Annotated in this window: 19 protein-coding genes; 12 read left to right on the top strand and 7 right to left on the bottom strand. The window is 63.8% G+C overall.

Going from position 1 to position 20,619, the window contains the following annotated elements:
- Nucleotides 1–20: 20 nt before the first annotated feature.
- Entirely contained in the window at nt 21–1,499 is a 1,479-nt protein-coding gene (locus PCJ21_RS10210) for a sensor histidine kinase (RefSeq protein ID WP_269931290.1), read from the bottom strand.
- A gap of 67 nt (nt 1,500–1,566) precedes the next feature.
- On the opposite strand from PCJ21_RS10210, the gene PCJ21_RS10205 reads away from it, so the two are divergent.
- A complete protein-coding gene (locus PCJ21_RS10205; RefSeq protein ID WP_269931289.1) occupies nt 1,567–1,743 on the top strand; it encodes a hypothetical protein in 177 nt (58 codons plus the stop codon).
- Between the two features lie 206 nt (nt 1,744–1,949).
- Nucleotides 1,950–2,894 carry a PRC-barrel domain-containing protein gene (locus PCJ21_RS10200; protein ID WP_269931288.1) on the top strand — a complete coding sequence of 315 codons (945 nt, stop codon included), beginning with the start codon at nt 1,950–1,952 and terminating at the stop codon, nt 2,892–2,894.
- Between the two features lie 60 nt (nt 2,895–2,954).
- Here the strand turns inward: PCJ21_RS10200 and PCJ21_RS10195 are convergent, their stop codons facing one another.
- On the bottom strand, nt 2,955–4,511 hold the full coding sequence (locus tag PCJ21_RS10195) for an alkaline phosphatase family protein (protein ID WP_269931287.1): 1,557 nt from the start codon (nt 4,509–4,511) through the stop codon (nt 2,955–2,957).
- A gap of 229 nt (nt 4,512–4,740) precedes the next feature.
- Between PCJ21_RS10195 and PCJ21_RS10190 the strand changes: the two genes are divergently transcribed.
- The 5 genes from PCJ21_RS10190 (at nt 4,741) to PCJ21_RS10170 (ending at nt 8,277) form a co-directional block, all read left to right on the top strand.
- Entirely contained in the window at nt 4,741–5,673 is a 933-nt protein-coding gene (locus PCJ21_RS10190; RefSeq protein WP_269931286.1) for a VOC family protein, read from the top strand.
- Nucleotides 5,674–5,682: 9 nt separating this feature from the next.
- Entirely contained in the window at nt 5,683–6,303 is a 621-nt protein-coding gene (locus tag PCJ21_RS10185) for an alpha/beta hydrolase (RefSeq protein WP_269931285.1), read from the top strand.
- A complete protein-coding gene (locus tag PCJ21_RS10180) occupies nt 6,300–6,599 on the top strand; it encodes a GNAT family N-acetyltransferase (protein ID WP_269931284.1) in 300 nt (99 codons plus the stop codon). Before PCJ21_RS10185 ends, PCJ21_RS10180 begins: the two co-directional genes overlap by 4 nt.
- Before the next feature lie 319 nt (nt 6,600–6,918).
- The gene (locus PCJ21_RS10175) at nt 6,919–7,329 is read left to right on the top strand and encodes a hypothetical protein (RefSeq protein WP_269931283.1); all 411 of its coding nucleotides are present in this window, start codon (nt 6,919–6,921) and stop codon (nt 7,327–7,329) included.
- A 174-nt stretch (nt 7,330–7,503) separates the two neighbouring features.
- A complete protein-coding gene (locus PCJ21_RS10170; protein WP_269931282.1) occupies nt 7,504–8,277 on the top strand; it encodes a glucose 1-dehydrogenase in 774 nt (257 codons plus the stop codon).
- Between the two features lie 236 nt (nt 8,278–8,513).
- On the opposite strand, the gene PCJ21_RS10165 is transcribed toward PCJ21_RS10170, so the two are convergent.
- Both PCJ21_RS10165 and PCJ21_RS10160 read right to left on the bottom strand, forming a co-directional pair.
- Nucleotides 8,514–10,598: a PAS domain S-box protein gene (locus PCJ21_RS10165; protein WP_269931281.1), complete on the bottom strand. Its 2,085-nt coding sequence runs from the start codon at nt 10,596–10,598 to the stop codon at nt 8,514–8,516.
- A 26-nt stretch (nt 10,599–10,624) separates the two neighbouring features.
- Nucleotides 10,625–11,404 carry a response regulator gene (locus PCJ21_RS10160; protein WP_269931280.1) on the bottom strand — a complete coding sequence of 260 codons (780 nt, stop codon included), beginning with the start codon at nt 11,402–11,404 and terminating at the stop codon, nt 10,625–10,627.
- A 199-nt stretch (nt 11,405–11,603) separates the two neighbouring features.
- Here PCJ21_RS10160 and PCJ21_RS10155 point away from each other — a divergent pair, with 199 nt between their 5' ends.
- Nucleotides 11,604–12,311, top strand: coding sequence for a response regulator transcription factor (locus PCJ21_RS10155; RefSeq protein WP_269931279.1), 708 nt, complete (start codon nt 11,604–11,606; stop codon nt 12,309–12,311).
- 22 nt (nt 12,312–12,333) lie between these two features.
- On the opposite strand, the gene PCJ21_RS10150 is transcribed toward PCJ21_RS10155, so the two are convergent.
- Complete coding sequence (locus PCJ21_RS10150; RefSeq protein WP_269931278.1) at nt 12,334–12,486, bottom strand: hypothetical protein; 153 nt, start codon at nt 12,484–12,486, stop codon at nt 12,334–12,336.
- A 771-nt stretch (nt 12,487–13,257) separates the two neighbouring features.
- Here PCJ21_RS10150 and PCJ21_RS10145 point away from each other — a divergent pair.
- Nucleotides 13,258–13,719: a L,D-transpeptidase gene (locus tag PCJ21_RS10145; protein WP_269931277.1), complete on the top strand. Its 462-nt coding sequence runs from the start codon at nt 13,258–13,260 to the stop codon at nt 13,717–13,719.
- Between the two features lie 35 nt (nt 13,720–13,754).
- Here PCJ21_RS10145 and fcl read toward each other — a convergent pair whose 3' ends face one another.
- Both fcl and gmd read right to left on the bottom strand, forming a co-directional pair.
- Nucleotides 13,755–14,696: a GDP-L-fucose synthase gene (gene fcl, locus PCJ21_RS10140; protein WP_269931276.1), complete on the bottom strand. Its 942-nt coding sequence runs from the start codon at nt 14,694–14,696 to the stop codon at nt 13,755–13,757.
- 1 nt (nt 14,697) lies between these two features.
- Nucleotides 14,698–15,777 carry a GDP-mannose 4,6-dehydratase gene (gene gmd / locus PCJ21_RS10135; protein WP_269931275.1) on the bottom strand — a complete coding sequence of 360 codons (1,080 nt, stop codon included), beginning with the start codon at nt 15,775–15,777 and terminating at the stop codon, nt 14,698–14,700.
- A gap of 590 nt (nt 15,778–16,367) precedes the next feature.
- On the opposite strand from gmd, the gene PCJ21_RS10130 reads away from it, so the two are divergent.
- The 3 genes from PCJ21_RS10130 (at nt 16,368) to PCJ21_RS10120 (ending at nt 20,535) form a co-directional block, all read left to right on the top strand.
- A complete protein-coding gene (locus tag PCJ21_RS10130; protein ID WP_269931513.1) occupies nt 16,368–18,170 on the top strand; it encodes an ABC transporter permease in 1,803 nt (600 codons plus the stop codon).
- A 1-nt stretch (nt 18,171) separates the two neighbouring features.
- The gene (locus PCJ21_RS10125; RefSeq protein WP_269931274.1) at nt 18,172–19,302 is read left to right on the top strand and encodes an ABC transporter ATP-binding protein; all 1,131 of its coding nucleotides are present in this window, start codon (nt 18,172–18,174) and stop codon (nt 19,300–19,302) included.
- A gap of 102 nt (nt 19,303–19,404) precedes the next feature.
- Nucleotides 19,405–20,535 (top strand): ABC transporter substrate-binding protein, encoded by a 1,131-nt coding sequence (locus tag PCJ21_RS10120; protein WP_269931273.1) that lies wholly within the window; start codon nt 19,405–19,407, stop codon nt 20,533–20,535.
- The last annotated feature ends 84 nt before the right edge of the window (nt 20,536–20,619 follow it).

Below are 20,619 nucleotides of genomic sequence, written 5' to 3'. Positions count from 1 at the left end.
CGATTTTCGGGGGCCATGCACTAGACAGGCTCCGCCGCCTCGCCGAGCGGCATGGCGATGCGCGCATGCACGCCTTCCGGCAGATACTCATGCCTGACCTCGCTGGAAATGACCTTGGCGAGGCTGCGGCGGATGAGGATGGAGCCGAAGCCGTGATGCTTGGGCGGGGTCACTTCCGGGCCGCCGGTTTCGGTCCAGTCGAGCACCAGCCGCTTGTCATCCCTATTGCCCTGGATGACCCAGGAGACGACCACATTGCCCGAAGACACAGACAGCGAGCCATATTTCAAGGCGTTGCTGGCCAGTTCGTGCAGGACAAGCGCCAGGCCGAGCGCCTGGTCCGGGGTCAGCAGGGCATCCTGCCCGACAATGGAGATGCGGCGCGCGTCCGCCTCGTCGAAGGGTGCGAGCTCCGTCTGCGCGAGCTCCCTGATGCCGATGCCGCGCCACTCGTGCTCGGACAGCAGCCCGTGAGCGAGACCCAGCGAGCGCAGCCGCCCGGTAAAGGCGGTGAGGAATTCGCGTGGTTCACGGGCGTGGCGCACGGTCTGCGTTGCCAGCGCCTGGACGATGGACAAGGTGTTCTTGACGCGGTGGTTGAGCTCGCGCAGCAAAAAGCGCTGGCGATCTTCGATACCGCGCCGCTCGGTGATGTCGTAATTGACGCCAAATACCAGTGTCGGCTTGCCGTCGGCGTTGCGTTCGACGACGCGGCCGCGCGCCGCCAGCCAGCGCGCGGGATCCGAGCCCCTGACCCGGTACTCGCCTGAATAGTCGTCGTTGCCATCGAGGGCTTGCTTGAACAGCTTGCGGGTCTTGCCGATGTCGCGCGGGTCTATCGCGGCGACGATGTCGCGCGCGCGCATGCGAGTTGCTGCCCCCCGATTGAAAAGCTGCGGCAGCAGCGCGTCGCATTCGACGACGCCGGTACGTGGGTTCCAGACCCAACTGGCCAGGGCAGCCGCTTCGAGCGCGATGGTTCTCCGGGTTTCGGCGTGCACAAGCGCTGCTTCGGCCTTGGCTGCGGCTTGCGATCGATGACGCAGGGCGATGAGGCTGGCGGCAAGGTCGGCCAGCGCGCGCAACTGCGCGGACGTGCGTTCGTCGGGCGGCGGTCCAGGAATCCTGTCGAGGACGAGCAGCACACCGCCGCCGTCGTTTTCAAGGGCAAGCGGCAGGCTGACGACGAGGGCGAGGCGATCCTGCGCGGCGCCGTCGGGTGACGGGCGATCGCCGAGAATTGCGCCCAGCAATTGCGCTGCCGCGGCTGTTTCAGAGGCATCGAGGCCAAAGGCCGATTTGACCGACTGCTGGCCCGCCTGTGGGGCTACCGCCAGAATTGCGATCGGTGCGGCGGCGATCGAAGCGGCAAGCGCGGTCAGGCGGTCCAAATCCGGATCGGAGGCAACCGGGGTCGCCGGATGCCCGGCATCCTCAATCCTCGACGGCGTCGCAGGCCTGCCTGCCTGCCCGTTCTGGGCGATCTCGCTGTCGTCCACCCGCCACCCCCTTTGCCTGCCGGAAAACTAAACGTCCGTCGCCGGATTGAAAAGCCTGCGGTGCCGAATGTCGGAAACATCGTGTGCAGCCGCCCAGCAAGCACGCCAGGGCAACAACGGGCGGCAAATGCTGATCGTCCTGGCGGCGGCGCTGCTGCTGGCTGCTGCGGTGTGGGCGGGCGTAGAGCTCTATGGCGAAATGATCGACCACGACACCGTCCAGACAACGGTGGTGCCGAGCTAAGTATCTGGTGCGGAAACAGTTTCCAATTCGCCTCGTCAGTAGGCGAGGCCGACGCGCAAATAACAATGGAAGATCCAAGCCCGGGAAAGATCGGAACCAAGCACCGCCCGTCACGTTGTGAAGTAGTAATGGGCCGCGCCGAACTATCCCGCAAAAGACCGCTCGGCGCGGCATGCATGAATATCCACGCACGAGGAGAGACTACCATGATCCGCAACCTATTGGCTACGACCGCCTTGGCGGTACTGCTCACCACCGGCGCTTATGCGCAGGAGACGACTGCGCCGGCGCCTGCCGCGCCTGCGCCGACGGAAATGGCCCCGGCGGCTATTCCCCATGCTGACGGCTTCCTCGCCACCAACATCATCGGCGAGAAGGTCTATAACGGCACCGGCGACGACGCCGAGAATATCGGCGACGTCAATGACATCGTGCTTGCAGCTGACGGTACTGCCGACCAGCTGGTGATCGGCGTCGGCGGCTTCCTCGGGATTGGCGAGAAGAACGTCGCGCTGCCTTTCAAGGAGTTCGACTGGGCCGAGAAGAACGGCGACCGCTGGCTGGTGATGGCCACCACCAGGGAACAGCTGCAGGGCATGCCCGATTTCGAACGCGGCGCCTATGACCCTGCGCCCGCTCCGACCGCCGCCAGCGATCCGGCAGTGCCTGCAACCGATCAGACCGCGCAGGCACCGGTTGTGCCGGCCACTCCCGAGGCCGCGCCGCCGGTAACCGAGCAGAACGCCCAGGCGCCCGCAACTCCTGACGCCGCTGCGACTGACAGCACCAAGACGGCAGCCATCGACAAGTCGACGCTGAAGGATTTGCCGGCATCGGAAATCCGGGCAGAAGACATGGTGGGCACCACAGTCTATGGCGCCGATGACGCCAATATCGGCGAGATCGGCGACATCCTGCTGACCGCCGACGGCAAGGTGGACGCTTATGTCGTCGACGTTGGCGGCTTCCTCGGAATGGGCGAGAAGAAGGTTGCGGTCGGTAGTGAAAACCTGGCCTTCCTGATCGATGCCGAGGGCAATCGTTATCTCTACACCAGCTTCACCAAGGACCAGCTTCAGAAGCAGCCGGCCTATGATGCCAGCAGTTGGGCCGAAAAGCGCGACGCGCAGCGCCTGATCGTGGTGCAGTAGTCGGCTGGACTTCGGTCCTGAAAGCCCGCGTCGGCGCGGGCTTTGTGCATGCCGCGACGGTCAGGGCAGGCGAGCAAAATGGCCGACAGCGCCGGCCGGCGCCAGTTCGGACAGCGCAAGCGACTGGTCGAGATGCCTGGCCCTGAAGGCAAGCAGGCGCTCGGCGAATTCCAGCCGTGTAGGAAGCCAGGCCGGATCGCCGGCGAGGTTGCGGGTTTCGCCGGGGTCGTTGGCAAGATCATAAAGCAGCGGCGGCAGGCCGCCGCCGAAGTGCACGTACTTTACCGCCTCAGTACGGATGACGGCCAGGTTGAGCGAGCGCGAGTCCAGCCCGAAATAGGCTTCCGTCGCACCTTCCGCGACCGAGCGGAAATCATACTCCCAGAAGGCTGCGTCGCGCCATCCGGTTGGCTCGCGGCCGTCGAGGAAAGGCTTGAGCGACTGACCGTCGAGATGCGGCAGTGCTGCGCCGCTGATGAGATCGAGCAATGTCGGCACAATGTCGACCGCGCTGGTGAAGCGGTCGATCTTCGTGCCGGCGGACTGCCGGTGGCCGGGGGCCTTGATGACAAGCGGGATGTGGTAGCTGCCGTCGAACCAGCCGCCCTTGCCGAGCAAGTAGTGGTCGCCCATCATCTCGGCATGGTCGGAGGTGAGGATGATGATGGTGTCGTCCCAGCTGCCGGCCGCCTTGATGCCTTGCCAGATGCGGCCGAGCTGTGAATCGACTTCCGAAATCATGCCGTAATAGAGGGCGCGGATCGTGCGGAACTCGTCCTCGCTCCAGTCGCCGACCTTGCCCTTTGCGCCAGGAATGAAGCTCGACTTCTTCTGGTGGTGAGCGAGATGGTAGGCGAGGAAGGGATGGCTCGCCTTCTCGGCCTCAAGGGTGGCCGCGCGGTGGTAGTCGCTGCCCGCCGCCGGGTCGTACATGGTGTTGAACGGCCCGGGCACGATGAAGGGCGGATGCGGGCTGAGGAACGAGACATGGGCGAACCATGGCTCGCCCTTGTCCTGCTCGCCGAGCCAGCGCAGGAACTCGCCAGCGAGGAAAGCCGCCGGCGTCTCGTCCTTGGAATAGGCGGGGGCGGCGTTGCTCACCTCAGGCGCATTGACATCGACAGGGCGGTGGACATCGGGAAAGCCTGCGCTGGAATCGATGCCGCGCGCGGCGAGCCAGGACAGCCAGGCCTTCTGGTGCTCGGGCAAAAGCTGGCGGGTGGTGAAACCGGGCAGCACGCCCTCATAGGTGCGCAGGTACGGATCGCCGGGCGCACGGTTGCGCGGATCGGGCGAAACGTCGGTGTAGCCAAACAGCGTCGGGTCATAGCCGACACGACGCGCGGCGCGGGCAATGTTGTCGTGCCTGTCATCGAGCGGTGTGCCGTTGCGGCAGACACGATTGTTCATCTGGTAGAGGCCGGTGTAGAGGCAGGCGCGCGCCGGCGAGCAGGGCGCCGTGCCGGCGTAATGCCGCTTGAACAGCACGCCTTCACTGGCCAGCGCGTCGGCATTGGGTGTTTTCACCACTGGATGGCCGACTGCCGACAGGCTGTCGCCGCGCCACTGGTCGCACGTGATGAGAAGAATGTTCGGCCGTCCGCCCTTGATTGCCAAGCTCGCCCCCTGAAATTGAAATCGCGGTCAAGGAAGCCGGATTCACGCTACCGTGCAAGGACCTTGTCGCGCCGAAGGGAATGTCACGAAGTGTGAACATTTTCCTTTTGATTGTTCACTAGTTGAGCACGGACCATTCCGTGAGCGACCACTATCCCGCACCAGTCGATGCGCCCATATTCAGCCCAACAGAGCGGCAGGGGCCGCGGCAAGCGAAAGGAGCAAGACGATGCTCAACCAGATCAAGGGTCTGCACCACGTGACCTCGATGGCCAGGGATGCGGCCGAGAACAACCGGTTCTTCACCCACAAGCTCGGCCTGCGCCGGGTCAAGAAGACGGTCAATTTCGACGCGCCCGATGTCTATCACCTCTATTACGCCGACGAACTCGGCACGCCGGGTTCGGTCATGACTTATTTCCCGTTCCCCAACATCGGAAAGGGCCGTCCGGGCGTCGGCGAGGTCGGCACGACAGTGTTCTCCGTTCCCGAGGGCACGCTGCCCTTCTGGCAGCAGCGCCTTGCCGAACAGGGCGTGGCCGGGATGTCGCGCGACGAACAATTCGGCGAAAAGCGCGTGAGCTTCGCCGGGCCCGATGACGATGGTTTTGCACTCGTCGAGGCCAAGGGCGACACCCGTGCGCCCTGGATCAAGGGCGGTGTCGGCACCGACGAGGCGATCCGCGGCTTCCACTCGGCATCGCTCAGGCTGCGCGACGGCGGCGCCACCGAGGAACTGCTGAAGTTCATGGGCTACGAGGAAGTCGACACGTCAGGCAATATCAAGCGGCTGGCCGTGAAGGACGGCAACGGCGCCGATTTCATCGACATCGAGACGCTGCCGGGTGCGAACCTTGCCGGGCTTGGCGCAGGTTCGGTGCACCACATCGCCTTTGCGGTGGAGAACAGGGCAAAGCAGCTCGAGGTGCGCAAGGCGCTGATGGAGACGGGCTACCAGGTGACGCCGGTGATCGATCGCGATTATTTCTGGGCGATCTACTTCCGCACCCCCGGCGGCGTGCTGTTCGAGATCGCGACCAACGAACCCGGCTTCGATCGCGACGAGGACACCGCCCATCTCGGCGAGGCGCTGAAACTGCCTGTGCAGCATGCGCATCTGCGCGACCATCTGGAAAAGACCCTGCAGCCCCTGGGCGACTGAGGAAAAACGATGAGCAAGGACACATACATCCACAAGGTGCTGCCGGGGGAACCCGGCGGACCGCTGGTCTTCGCCTTTCACGGCACCGGCGGCGATGAAAACCAGCTGCTCGGCTTTGCCCGCGAGCTGGTGCCGGGGGCAACAGTGGTGTCGCCCCGCGGCGACGTGTCGGAAATGGGTGCGGCACGCTTCTTCCGCCGCACCGGCGAGGGTGTCTACGATATGGACGATCTCGCCCGGGCGACGGCCAAGATGGCCGGCTTTGTCACGGCGCATGTCGAGGCGGCCAAGCCGTCCGCGGTCTATGCGCTGGGCTATTCCAACGGCGCCAACATCCTGGCCTCCGTGTTGTTCGCAGCGGCCGATGCCTTCGACGCCGTGGCGCTGATGCATCCGCTGATTCCGTTTGCGCCGGAGGTCAATGGCAGCCTTGAGGGGCGGCGGGTGCTGATCACCGCAGGTCGGCGCGATCCGATCTGCCCACCCGAGCTGACGAGTCGTCTCGACGCCTATTTGCGCGATGCCGGCGCTGATGTCAGGCTGGAATGGCATGAGGGCGGACACGAGGTTCGACCCAACGAAATTGAAGCGGTGAAGCATCTGTTCGCCAGCGGGGAGCGTGAGAAGTGACTGAAGAGCTTGCAGCCATCGAACTCGAAGATCGCGGCACCAAGGGCCGTTATGTCATCCGCGCGCCGAGCGGGGACGAAGCGGAGATGACCTTCACCAAGGTCGGCGAACACCTGCTGATCATCGACCACACCGGCGTGCCTGACGCGTTCAGGGGACAGGGCGCGGGACTGAGGCTGGTTACCCGGGCAGTGGAAGACGCGCGCTCGGCAGGCAAGAAGATCATCCCGCTGTGCCCGTTCGCGGCGGCGCAGTTCCGCCGCCACCCCGAATGGGCCGACGTGCTGAACGGCTGACAGCGCCAAGCGCCGACATTTTACGTGGACGAGAGCCGGTGCGGGCAACCGCATCGGCTCTTTCGTTATGTTCGAGTTGGTTCGAATTTGGTCCCGAGTTGTTACGTAGCGTCATCTGCTGGAATTCCTGAAATGGTACAAGACTCTCTGCGACGTGACTGATTTTTGTGAGTTTTGTGACTGTAATGACAGAAATGTTGACCGTTATTGGAGCTTCAGTATTTGTTTCATTAGCGTATCCTGATCAGCATCGGGCGGTTACGTGGCGCGATTAAGTTCGATTTAACAGGGAATGAAATTTAGCGAAAAGGCGTTACCGATGCACGGCTCCAAGCAGCTTTCCGAATTCGACCGCCAGTTTCAGCCGCGTTCGCGCATCTATCGCCGCCCGCGTCTTGCGCTTCGCCAGCGCGCCAATGAACATCCGATGGCGATGTTCACGGTGTTCGTGTTTGCGTCGCTGTCGTCGATGGCGCTGATGCCGTCCAGCGGGCCGGCCTTTGCTTCGATGGGTTCGACGCAGCACCGGGTCGAGGGTACGCGGACGACGGAAAAGACCGATCGCCTGCCTCTGTCGGAGAGCGACATCGCTTGCCAGGGCCAGGCATGGGGCGCCGAAAGCGAGGTCTGCCTCGAAGCGATTGCCAGCGAAACCGGCATGGGCGAGGCGCGCAAGGTGCGGCTGATCGCCAGCGCCGAGCCGGTGCGCACGACGCCCAACATCTTCTAGGCGAAGCCTGAAGTTCCCTGCCGCGCACGAAATCCTCCAGCGCGTACCTCCCCCCGTGGTTTCGGCTGCGGGGGTCTTTTTTTGTGCGCAGGCGCAAGCCCGGGCTAGTCCCTTGGGACGATGCCGCACCCGCCGCCCAGGCGCGACGTTCGTTCCTTTCGGAGAGGAGCCGGCATGGGTCGCGTCGCAGGAAAAATCGCAATCGTCACCGGTGCGGCTTCCGGCATGGGCGAGGCAAGCGCCAGGCTCCTGGCGCGCGAAGGCGCGGCCGTGGTGATTTGCGACCTGCAGGCCGACAAAGGGCGCGACGTGGCCGCAGCCATTCAGGTGGCCGGGGGGCGCAGCCTCTATGTCGAACATGACGTGACGTCGGAGGCCGGCTGGCAACATGTCGTTGCGCAGACGCTCGAGGTATTCGGAGGGCTCCATATCCTGGTCAACAACGCTGGTGTCGGCGCGCCGTTCGGCAGTGTGGAGGATCTCAGCCTCGACGACTGGCGCAAGGTCATGGCGGTGAACATGGAAGGCGTCTTCCTGGGAACGAAATACGCCATCGAGGCGATGCGCAAGACCGGCAAGGGAGGCTCGATCGTCAACTTCTCGTCGACCATGGGGATTGTCGGCAGCCCTTCGACCGCGGCTTATGTGGCGAGCAAGGGCGGGGTCAAGCTGTTCACCAAGTCGGCGGCGCTGCACTGCGCGAGGGAGCGCTATGGCATCCGTGTCAACTCGATCTGTCCCGGCTGGATACGCACGCCGATGTCGTCGGGCGCACTCGACAAGCTGGCGGCGAGCGGCGAGGGCAACAAGGCGGTCGAGCTGACGCCGCTGGGCCGGGTCGGCGAGCCCGACGACGTCGCCTATGGCGTGCTCTACCTCGCTTCGGACGAAGCAGGTTTCGTCACCGGCACCGAGCTGGTGATCGACGGAGGCTACACCGCGCAGTGACGTCACCCGCCTTGATGCAGGCGCTGCATTCGGGGGCGTTTTGAGATGCCTTCGACCCATGCCCGCCACCCAAGGGAAGTGGTCAAGCCGCCGCGGTCGTGGTCGGTGAAGCAATATCCCAATCTGGTGCGCTGGACGGAGATGATGGGCATTGCGCGGCAATGGAACAGCCGGCCCCATTGGTCGAAGACGTCGGAGTTTCTTTCGCGACCGAAGCGGGAAGGATGTGAAACGGCTCAGCCGTTTTCGGCGACCTGGTCGCTGACGGCGCTGAGCGCGCTGCGCACGTCGAAGGTGCTGAACGGCTTTTCCAGAATGTGCGGCTTGAGGTTCGGCGGCAGCTGTTCGAGTTCGGCCTTGGCGCCGATCAGATCACCGGTGACGAGGACGAAGCGCTGGGCCATCTCGGGCTCCTGGGCGACGATCTCGCGGAAGATGGTGATGCCGCTCCGGTCCGGCATGCGAAGGTCTGAAAAGATGATGTCGGGCCGGCCGGCCAGTGCTTCGGCAACCGAATCCCAGGTCGAGACAATGCGCGACTTGACGCCCATCAGCTCAAGAATGTCGGCAAGCGATCCGGCGACATCGGGTTCGTCGTCAATGATGACGGCATGGCGCAAGCCACTCGACTTGGGAGCAGCTTCAAGGACTGCGCCTTCGCCAATGCCTGTCGGCGGCAACTCCACAATGAAACGCGCGCCCGTCGGCGCGACAGGTTCGAACCAGACCTTGCCATTGTGCCTGTCGACAATCGATTTCGATATCGAAAGTCCGATGCCGGTGCCAACTCCCACCGGCTTGGTGGTGAAGTAGGACTCGAAGACGCGGTCGCGGATGTTCTCGGCGATGCCAGGTCCGCTGTCTTCGACCTGGAAGCCTGCGGTGCCGTCGTCGTTGCGGAACGTCTTGACCCGAATGGTGCGCTCGCCGGAAGCGCCGGCGAGCGCGTGCTGGCTGTTGACCAGGAAATTGGCGGCCACCTGCGTCATGTGGTCGGCGTCGGCCAGGACCATCAGCGAGCCGGGTGCGAAATCGGTGTCGATGCTGATGCCGCTCGATCGTGCGCCATAGGCCGTGACTTCAAGCGCTGCCCGGATGACCTGATTGAGGTCGGTCTCGGAGCGCGAGGTCGGGTGCAGGCGCACCATGCCGAGGAAGCTCTTGACGATGCGGCCGCACCGCTCGGCTGCGGCGCGGACCTTTTCGGCGCGGATCTTGGTCTGGGCATCAGGCGCGAATTCGTGCAGCAATGTCGATTGCGCAACGACCACTGCGAGCGGGTTGTTGAGTTCGTGCGACACCCCGGCAAGCAGCGAGCCCATAGCCGCCATCTTCTCGTTCTGGTGCAGCTTCTCGCGTTGGCGATTGATCTCTTCTTCGGCGCGGTGTTTTTCCCTGAGGTCGCGGATCGAACCGAAGATCAGCCGGCGATCGGCCAGCCGCATCTCGTTCGCGGTGAGTTCGATCGGGATGATTTCGCCGGCGGCGTTCTGCGTCACGGTCTCCATGCGCTGGCCGACCATGGGGGCGCCGCGACCGACCATGTATTCGGCGCCATTGTTGAAACCCTTGCGGTAATAGGACGGGATGACCGTATCGAGCAGGTCCTTGCCGAGGATCTGGTCACGGGTCCAGCCGTACATCTTCTCGGCCGCCGGGTTAAACTCGATGATCGAACCGGTCTCGTCGACCACCATGATGGCATCGAGTGACGATTGCAGCATGGTTCGGCGAATGATTTCGCTGACATGATATTCTGAAAGCGAGCGTTCGATGGCGTCGCCCAAGGCTGCTGCAATGATCTCGAGAGCAGCAATCTCATCGTCGGTCCAATTGCGCTCGACGACGCAATCGTTGACGGCAAGAGTTCCCCACAGATGGCCGTGCGCCGACACCGAAACCGACAGGAACGACTTGATGTGCTGGTTTTCGAAGTCGCTGCGCAAGAAGCCGCTCAGGTCGCGGGTATGGCCGGCAAAGATCTTGCCCTGCCGGCCTTCTTCGGCCAGCCTCCCGAGCAATGGATCGGAATCGACGATCGTCTGATTGATGGTCGTCGGCGCCGCGGCGATTTCGTCGACCGCCGGGTCGACCCAGTAGGCTGCGATGGACTGGGCGAAGCCCTGGCCGGGCACGTCGCGTAGCCTGAACAAGATGGTTCGGTGGCCGCCAAATCCGCGCGCGAAGACCTCCAGGATATGATCGATCTCGATCTGCCAATCCTGGGCCTGACGCAGCCGGCGCACGATCTGCCCCGCCACCACGGTGGGGCTCGGCGTGCCCGACTGGATGTCGGTTCGTGAAGCGGTCAACAAAGCCATTGCGGTTTCCTGCGAGGCCGGAGGCGTCAGTAGCCTTCGCTGCCGGGCAAGGAGAAGATGTAGCCTTCTCCGCGAACGGTGCGCAGAAATCTCGGGTTCGCCGGGTCGTCCTCGATCTTCTTTCTCAGCCGCATGATGCGGATATCGACGGCGCGCGAGGATTCGGGATCCTCGGCGAAGCCGATGGCTTCCGAGATGGTGGCGCGGCTGAGCAGGCGGTTGGGTCGGGTCAGGAAGACCTCGAGCATGTCGAACTCGCTCTTGGCCATGTCGATGATCGCGCCGCTTCCGCCCGTGACCAGGCGTCCGTCGAGATCGGCCAGGAAGGAGCCGAAGCCTATGGTGCGGCGCTGCGGTTGGCTGGAGACGAGCGATTGGCGGAGGCTGTCGGGCTGCGGCACGCGGCGAATGACGCTGCGCACGCGAGCCAGCAACTCGCGCAACTCGTAAGGTTTGACCATGTAGTCGTCGGCACCGATCTCGAGACCGACGATGCGGTCGAGCGCAGTGCCCGCGGCGGTGGCGTAGATGATGCCGATGGGTATCCTGGATCGTAGCCAGCGGCCGAGCGACAGGCCGTCTTCGCCGGGCATGGCGATGTCGAGAATGGCAAGGTGGAAAGATTCGGTTTCGATGAGCGCACGCAGGGCGGCGGCGCTCTCGAGTGCAGTCACGTCGAAACCGTTCGCGCCGAGATACTCGGCGACGGCGTCCCGCAAGTCGGGCTCGTCTTCGACAATAACTATTCGGGCTCGCAGTTTGGTCTCGCCTCCGCTACCGGCGGAAAGTAGATTGGGTATAAACATGATGTCCAGCGATCATTTCAGGTGGGCAGTTGCCAATGGCGTTCTGCCTCGTTAGGGGCGATTTGAGGCTGTGGATGCGACGACTGGGGACCCATCCCCGGCCAAGCGCGTCGCGCGGCATCTTTTTGCCTCTGAAGACGCCGATCTGGCCGTTGCGGCAGGCATTGACGGCGCTGTCACAGACAATGCGGATAGATTGATGGCTGGAAGATCTGTCGTAACCCTTGTTGCCATAGCGGAGGTCGTCGCCTCCGAGCTCACCGATCACCTTGACCGGCGCGGGCATGACGTGCGCACCGCGCGGCGGCTTTGGGAGGCCGAGTCGCTGCTTTCGGCCAAAGGCATCGACGTCGTGGTGGTGGGTGACGGCCTGACGCCAGCCGAAGGCCGCGACCTGCTGCGCAGCTTCGGCGGCGAAAGCGGACCCGCGTTCATCCTGATCTGCCGGCCGGGCGAACTGGTCGACAAGGTGCTGGCGCTTGAACTGGGGGCCGCCGATGTCGTGGAGAGCCCGCTGAACGTGCGGGAACTCGCCGCGCGCATCGGCGGCCTTCTCGCACGCCGGGGACGCGGCACGCAGGAGCTGGTCGTGCTGGAGAACTCGACGGTCGACCTGCGCTCGGCGCTGGTCATGCATGCAACCGGCGAGGAGGAGCAGCTGTCGCCGGGCCAGATCGCACTGCTCAAGCTGTTCCTGTCGCAGCCGCGCAAGGTGCTGACGCGCGACGACATCATGGCTGCTGCGCCAGCGGAGAGCGCCGACGCCTTCGACCGCTCGATCGATTCCCGCATCGTACGCCTGCGCCGCAAGCTGGACACGGACAGCATCACCACCATTCGCGGCTCGGGCTATCGGTTCGACCCGCCGACGAAGCCGGCCAGCCCGGAGGCCGATAGCCAGAACTGAGGGCGTTGCGGCGTTCAAGGTTTCAGCGCGCCGGTGCGGATACGACCGTCGTGTCGACAAGGACCGCGGCATGCGCCCGGTCCTTGAGGAGGATGGTTGCCACGCCTGCGAAGCCCAGAAGTCCCTGGGCGTAAAGCAGTGCCGAAAGCACCGATGCTGCGAGCTTTGTCTTCATCCTGGTTGGCCCTGTTCCCGTCTCGGGGTCCACACAAATGCGACTGCGCATTCAATCGAGCAATCCGAGATACCCGCACCGTCTGACCTGCCATAGACGGTGCGGGTTCCCGGTCCCGCAGCGATCAACGCGCGGGGTTCTGTTCACCGCCGCCCGGTTTGTGCCGGGCACCCACGCCCATGGACCTGGCGGATGTACAGAGTGGTGACGAACACGGCTGTCAGGAATGCCTGCAAGGAGCGGGTTGCCGGGACACTGCCCTGTACCGGCAACAAATCCGCAGCTACGGCGCTGCCCGGGTCGGCAAGAACTCCAATTCCTGACAGAATCGCCGTAGCGACGCCCACCCTCAGGAACCAAGTTGCTGTCGACCGTCCAGTGCCCATGCTGCCTTCGCAACATTCGTTTCGTCGGGGCCGAATGTGAGGCGTGGCTGTATCAGGAAGATGCCGCCGAAGGCTGCTCGCTGAAACCTAATGTTTCATTGCCGTTGCCAGGCCCGCTGCGGCAAGGGTCGAAATTTCAACGGTATTCCTCGTTCGCGAGGAGGCCGGACATGCGATCTGCCGAAGGTAAGGCTTGCAGCGGGCGGGGCGGAAAGGGGAGGACAGCGTCTTGTTGAAGGTGGGTCATCCGAAAATGGACGCGGTATTTTAGAAACTTATATGAAACAATATTACTAGCTAAACGAAATTTTGCTGAAACAGAGCGCTGCCAGAAAGGCGTCCATTGCAAACGTATTGCCGGCGTGGCTGGCGCAGAGGGGACGTGATGGACACTGAACTGAAGAGAAGGCTGATCAACCTGACAGCGATTGCCGTGACGGGCGCGGCGCTGCTGATCGGCGCGGGGCAGGGGAGCGCGAGTGCTGCCAACAGGATCGTTGCGCGCGTTTCGATCGGCGAGCAGAAGATGCATGTGATGATCGACGGCCGCACGGCCTTCGTGTGGAAGGTGTCGACCGCCGGCCGCGGCTACGTCACGCCGAAGGGCTCGTTCAAGCCGACCCGCATGCATGAGATGTGGTATTCGCGGAAATACGACAACGCGCCGATGCCGCATTCGGTGTTCTTCAACGGCGGCTATGCGGTGCATGCGACGAACCAGATCAGCCGGCTTGGCAGGCCTGCGTCGCACGGCTGCGTGCGCCTGCATCCCGACAACGCCGCCGACTTCTACCAGCTGGTCGAAACCTTCGGGCCGTCGAACACCAGCATCCAGATCGTCAAGTAGACCCGCGCCGGCCAGGCCGGCGCAGTCTTTGCTGATCAGATCGACTTGAGGAACCACTCGTAGGTCGAGCGAATGCCTTCTTCGAGCCCGATGCGCGGGCGCCAGCCGAGCGCGGCGAGCTTCTCGCCGCTCATCAGCTTGCGCGGCGTGCCATCCGGCTTGGAGGTGTCGAGCACAATGCCGCCGGTGAAGCCGACGACGCGTGCGACCGTCTCGGTCAGTTCGCGGATGGTGACGTCGGTGCCCGAGCCGACATTGACATGCTGGTCGCCGCTATAGTGCTTGAGCAGGTAGACCATGGCGTCGGCGGCGTCGTCGACATGCAGGAATTCGCGCCGCGGCGTGCCGGTGCCCCAGATCGTAAGCTCCCTGGCGCCTGAAAGCTTCGCCTCGTGCGCCTTGCGGATCAGCGCCGGCAGGACATGGCTGGAGGCGAGATCGAAATTGTCTCCGGGCCCGTAAAGATTGGTCGGCATTGCCGAGATGAAGTCGACGCCATGCTGCTTGCGGTAGGCTTCGGCGAGCTTGAGGCCAGCGATCTTGGCAATCGCGTACCACTCGTTGGTCGGCTCGAGTGACCCGGTAAGCAGGGAATCTTCAGATATCGGCTGGGCCGCGAACTTCGGATAGATGCAGCTGGAGCCCAGAAATAGCAGCTTCTCCACGCCGACCTTGTGGGAGGCGTGGATGACGTTGGTTTCGATGGCGAGGTTTTCATAGAGAAACTCGGCCGGATAGGTGGCGTTGGCCAGAATACCGCCGACCTTGGCAGCTGCCAGAAGCACCGCATGCGGGCGCGTTTCCGCCAGCCAGGACTCGACTTCCGACTGCCGCGTCAGGTCGACGATGTCGCGGCCTGCCGTGACGATCTCGCAGCCTTCCGTTTCCAGTCGGCGCACCAGTGCCGCGCCGACCATGCCGCGGTGGCCTGCGACCCAGACGCGCTTGCCGGCGAGCGGATAGACGAGTTCAGCCATTTCAGCGCCTTTCGGTGGCCAGAAGGCGGCGATCTTCGCGAACCATCTCGGCAACGAGCTGGTCGAAGCTGGTCTGGTGGCGCCAGCCGAGAGCGGCGCGCGCCTTGGACGGGTCGCCGAGCAGATAGTCGACCTCGGTCGGGCGGAAGTAGCGCGGGTCGATTTCGACGAGAACGCGGCCGGTAGCTGCGTCGACGCCTTTCTCATCCAGGCCGTTGCCGCGCCACTCGATCGTCGTGCCGATTTCGGCGAAGGCCTTTTCGACGAAGGTGCGGATCTTGTGAGCTTCGCCGGTGGCCAGCACGTAGTCGTCGGGCTTGTCCTGCTGCAGCATCATCCACATGCCCATGGCGTAGTCGCGGGCATGGCCCCAGTCGCGGCGGGCGTCGAGATTGCCGAGATAGATACGGTCCTGGATGCCTGCGTCGATCGCTGCCACGGCGCGGCTGATCTTGCGCGTGACGAAGGTTTCGCCGCGCAGCGGGCTCTCGTGGTTGAACAGGATGCCGTTGGAGGCGTGGATGCCGTAGGCCTCGCGGTAGTTGGCGACAATCCAGTAGGCGTAGAGCTTGGCCGCCGCATAGGGCGAACGCGGCGCGAAGCCGGAGGTTTCGTGCTGCGGCGCAGGAATGTTGCCGTAAAGCTCCGACGTGGACGCCTGGTAGAAGCGGGTCTTTCCAACCAGTCCCAGCAGACGGATGGCCTCAAGCAGGCGCAACGGGCCGAGCGCATCGGAGTTGGCGGTATATTCGGGTGTCTCGAAGCTCACCTGGACGTGCGACTGGGCGCCGAGATTGTAGATCTCGTCCGGTTGCGTCTCCTGGACGATGCGGATCAGGTTGGTGGCGTCCGTCAGGTCGCCATGATGCAGGACAAGCCGCGGGTCCTCGACGTGGGGATCCTCATAGAGATGCTCGATACGGCCGGTGTTGAACGACGACGAACGGCGCTTGATGCCGTGGACGACATAGCCCTTGCCGATCAGGATTTCGGCGAGATAGGCGCCGTCCTGGCCGGTCACGCCGGTAATCAGCGCCACCTTGCCGTTCTTTGCCGGCGCTGAGTTCAAGTCCTTCAACATTTCAGAATCCCTGCAGGTCGATAAGTGCGGCGCACACTAGAGATATCGACCGGGTTTCGAAAGGGGCGATGGCTGCGAAGCCCGGAAGTCCAGGGTTTTGTCCGTTTTGAAGTGCATTGGCACCCGGCGTTTCGACCGCTTGCACGGCAGTGCAGCAATCCGCCGAAATGTAACCGGCATCTGATGAGAGATTGTCAAAAAAGTTCGAGAAACATGGAGTTTGTGGTGGGATCGCGATGATTTGCACGGCTGTGCAATATTGTGAAGAATCCGGATTGACACGAACATGCCGTCGATGGAATGAATATGCCAACGAGGTGCAGGAATGTGCCGCCCTGCCCTGAGGAAGGTGGAGACGCCAGAAGCGGGGCGCTGAGGAGCGTCTGGCCGGAGCCGGCCAGGTCCCATTTCGGGCGATACAGGGGAGGAAATCGCATGTTCGTGCCATTGCATGACTGCCCAGCCGTACGTCCGGTTCTCCGGGCTTGTTGCAAGGCGGCGTGTTGCCATTTCGGAGGCTGCGCCTCGTGACGAGCACCTCGCATGCATCGGATAAAAGCGCTGCGGTCCGCCGGACGGGCGTCGGCTCGATCGCCGCCCCGACGAGGGCGCAGCGGCTGCGCTACCGGCTGAAGGTCGCGCTGCGCGAGCCGACCACGACAATCGGCTTCCTGGCCGCGGCGCTGTTCACCTATCTCATCGTCGTGCCGATCATATCGATGCTTTCGGACGCAGCGCGCGTGCAGTTCGGCGACGAGCGCCGCATCAAGCAGGATGTCGGGGAGCTGACCTGGTACTATCTCGAGCGGGTCTTCATGTCGCGGGTGTCTCGCGACCTGTTCTGGGAACCGCTGTTCAACACGCTGAGCGTCGCGGTCGGCGCGATTGTGCTGTCGATGCTTGTCGGCGGCACGCTGGCCTGGCTGCTCAGCCGAACCGACATGTTCGGCCGGCGTTGGTTCTCCACCGCCCTGATCGTGCCCTACATGCTGCCGGCCTGGACGTTCGCGCTGGCCTGGACGACGCTGTTCAAGAACCGCACCGTCGGCGGCCAGCCGGGCTGGATGGAGTCACTCGGCTTTTCGCCGCCCGACTGGCTGTCCTACGGCCAGCTTCCGGTGACCATCATCCTGGCGTTGCACTATTCGCCCTTCGTCATTTTGCTGTTCGGCAACGCGCTGCGCCGCTTCGACTCGCAGCTCGAAGACTCGGCCCGCATTCTCGGCGCCGGCAGGCTGACGGTCGCCCGCAAGGTGATCATGCCGCTGATGCGGCCGTCGCTGATCTCGGCGATGGTGCTGATCTTCGCCAAGTGCCTCGGCGAGTTCGGCGTGCCTTACGTGCTGGGGCTTCCGGTCAACTTCGACGTGCTGGCGACCTCGCTCTATCAGAACATCGCCTCGCGCCAGGTCGGCGTCGGCGCCGTGCTTGCCGGCTCGATCATGCTGATCGGCATCATCACCATCACCATCGACGCCCGCCTGATGAAGGAGGCGCGCCGCTTCGTCACCATCGGCTCGAAGGGTTCGATGAACCGGCTGAACCCGCTCGGCATCATGCGGCTGCCGGCGACAGGGTTTGCGGCGCTGATGTTTTTGTTGAGCGTCGGTCTGCCGCTGGCCACGCTGTTCCTGTCGACGATCATGCGGGTGCCGGCGCAGTTCAATATCGACAATTTCACGCTCGACTACTGGATCGGCACAAATCTGAATACGGTTGCGCTGCAGACCGGCATCCTGCTCTCGCCCGACCTGTGGAACGCGGCCTGGAACAGCCTGCGCATCGTCGGCGTGGCTTCCGTCACCTCGGGCATCCTTGGTCTTCTGGTCGGCTATGTCGTGGCGCGCACCCAGGTAAAGCCGCTCGGCACCTTCCTGCGCCAGGTGACGTTTTTGCCTTACCTCGTGCCCGGCATCGCCTTTGCCGCCGCCTATCTCTCGCTGTTTGCGGTGCCGCGCGGGCCGATCCCCGCGCTCTACGGAACGACGCTGATCCTGATGCTGGCGCTGATCGCCGACCAGATGCCCTATGCCTCGCGCGCCGGTATCGCCGCCATGATGCAGCTCGGCAAGGATCCGGAAGAGGCCGCCCAGGTCGCCGGCGCCGGCTGGTTCCGCCGCATGATCACCATCGTCATCCCGATCCAGAAGGGCTCGCTGACGACAGGCATCCTGCTGCCCTTCATCTCCGGCATCAAGGGCCTCAGCCTGTTCGTCGTGCTGGCGGTGCCGTCGACCGACGTGCTGACCACCTATTCGCTGCGCCTGGTTGACTACCACTACACGCAGGCCGCCAACGCCGTCGTGCTGATCATCGCCGGCCTCGCCTATTTCGGCGCGCTGCTTGGCCAAAAGCTGACCAAGACCAATCTCGCCCAAGGACTGGGGAACTGACATGCCGAAAATCAACCTGCGCGGCGTCGAGAAGAACTACGGGGCGAATGCGGCCAATGCGGTCGCCGATCTCGACCTCGAAATCGGCGATGGCGAATTCATGTGCCTGCTGGGGCCTTCGGGCTGCGGCAAGACCACCACGTTGCGGATGATCGCCGGGCTGGAGCACCTCACGGCGGGCGAAATCCGGGTCGGCCCGCGCGTCGTCGACTCGGTCACCGAAGGCGTGTTCATCCCGCCGGAGCGGCGCGAGATGGGGCTGGTGTTCCAGAGCTACGCGCTGTGGCCGCACCTGACGATCGAGCGCAATACCGACTTCGGCCTGCGTCTGCGCAAGATGCCGAAGGCCGAGCGCGAGGAGCGCGTCGAGCGCGTAATGAAGACGCTCGGCATCGAAAAATACCGCGACCGCTATCCCTCGCAGCTGTCGGGCGGACAACAGCAGCGCGTGGCGCTTGCCCGCATGCTGGCGGTCAATCCGGAGGTGCTGTTGCTCGACGAGCCGCTGTCGAACCTCGACGCGGCGCTCAGGCTCGAGATGCGTGCCGAGCTCAAGCGCCTGCACGCCGAATTCAAGACGACCATCGTGTTCGTGACCCACGACCAGTGGGAAGCGATGACGCTCGCCACCACCATCGCCGTCATGAGCGAAGGGCAGTTGCAGCAGGTCGGCACGCCCAACGACATCTACGACCGGCCGGCCAACCGCTTCGTGGCGCAGTTCGTCGGCAACCCGCCGATCAACATCGTCGAACTTGGCGACGCAAAGTCAGAAGTGTCGCGGCTCGCCAATGGCTATCTCGGCTCGCGCTTTGCCGAGCTGCGGGATGCGGGCTCGATCGGCATCCGGCCGGAAGCGATACGCCTGGCGGACGCCGAGCGCGGCGTGGCGGAAGGGGCGCTGTCAGGTGAGGCCGAGGTGACAGGCATCCTGCCCACCGGCGGCAGCTGGATCATCGAGCTGACGGCATCGGGCGAGAAGCTGTTCATGACCACGCACCAGTCGCCGGAAATCGAGGTGGGCGAGGCCGTGACCTGGTGGACCAAGCCCAAGGCGCTGCATGTCTTCGACAAGACCGGCAACCGCATGGAGGCGGCCGACAGACTGATGCGGCCGGCAAAGCTGCATTGAGGAGATTTCGCGGGCGGTGGAGGACCGCCCGTCGGGAACAAAGCAGGACTATCGGGAAACAAGACGGCCGGCATGGCGCCGGCCCGACAGAGGGAGGAAAAGATGAGCAGGCATTTCGACGTGAAACGGCTTCTTGCTGCGACGGCGCTCAGCGTCGCTGCCGGCCTGTTTGCAGGTGCCGCGCAGGCAGAGGAGAAGTTCGATCTCAACGCGCTGATCGAGGCGGCCAAGAAGGAGCCGCCGCTCAGCGTCTATTCGAGCACCGGCAAGATCGTGAAGCAGGCCGAAGCCTTCAGCAAGAAGTACGGCGTGCAGGCGACCGGAACCAAGGCCAATGCTGCCGCCCAGCTCGAAATGGTGATCCGCGAGGGCCAGGCCAAGAACGTGCAGGGCGACGTGATCCAGATCAGCGACGTTCCGGCCGGCGTGGCGCAACTTGTGCCCCAGGGTTTCGTCGACAGCTGGCTGCCGCCTGATCTCGCCGACAAGATCCCGGCCAAGTTCCAGAACCCGCTGACCGTCTCTCAAGAGGCCAATGTCTTTGCCTACAACACCCAGCTCAACGAAAGCTGCCCGATCAAGAACATCTGGGAGCTGACGGAGGAAAAGTGGAAGGGCAAGCTCGCCATGCAGGACCCGCTCAACAAGGCGTCCTATGTCGACTGGTTCAACCAGCTTGCCACCCACGGCGACGACAAGGTTGCCGCCGCCTACAAGGCGCATTTCGGCAAGGATCTGGTGACCGACGAGGCGGGTGCGACTGCCGCCTGGGTCAAGGCGCTCGCCGCCAATGGCCCGCTGCTCACCGATGCCGACGAGGGCGCGGCCCAGGCAGCGGGTGCGCCGGACCAGAAGGAGCCCTTCATCGGCCTGATGAGCTCGGCCAAGTTCCGCAACAACAAGGACGTCGGCAGCAAGCTTGGGCTGTGCAAGGACCTGCAGCCCTTCGCCGGCTGGATGTATCCGAGCCTCGGCTTCATTGCCAAGGGCACCGACAGCCCCAACGCCGCGAAGCTCTTCATCCACTATCTGATGACCGAGGAGGGAATCGCCCCGCAGGCGGACGACGGCAAGATGTCGACCAACACCGATGCCAAGCTGCCGGATGACGAACCATCCGGCATCGGCAAGGTGCTCGACCAGATCTTCCCTTACGACGCGGCGACCGCCCAGAGCGACTGGGATGCGCGGCAGGATTGGCAGGACCTCTGGCGCGTCAATTACAAGAAATAGACGCCTGCAAGCGCAGCGCCCGGCAGGAAGCCGGGCGCCGGCGGCATGAATTTTGAACGGGAGGAAGAAATGACATCCACGTTT

This window comes from Aminobacter sp. HY435 (assembly GCF_027568395.1).
Lineage (GTDB): Bacteria > Pseudomonadota > Alphaproteobacteria > Rhizobiales > Rhizobiaceae > Aminobacter.
This window is presented reverse-complemented; position numbering and strand designations above follow the sequence as displayed.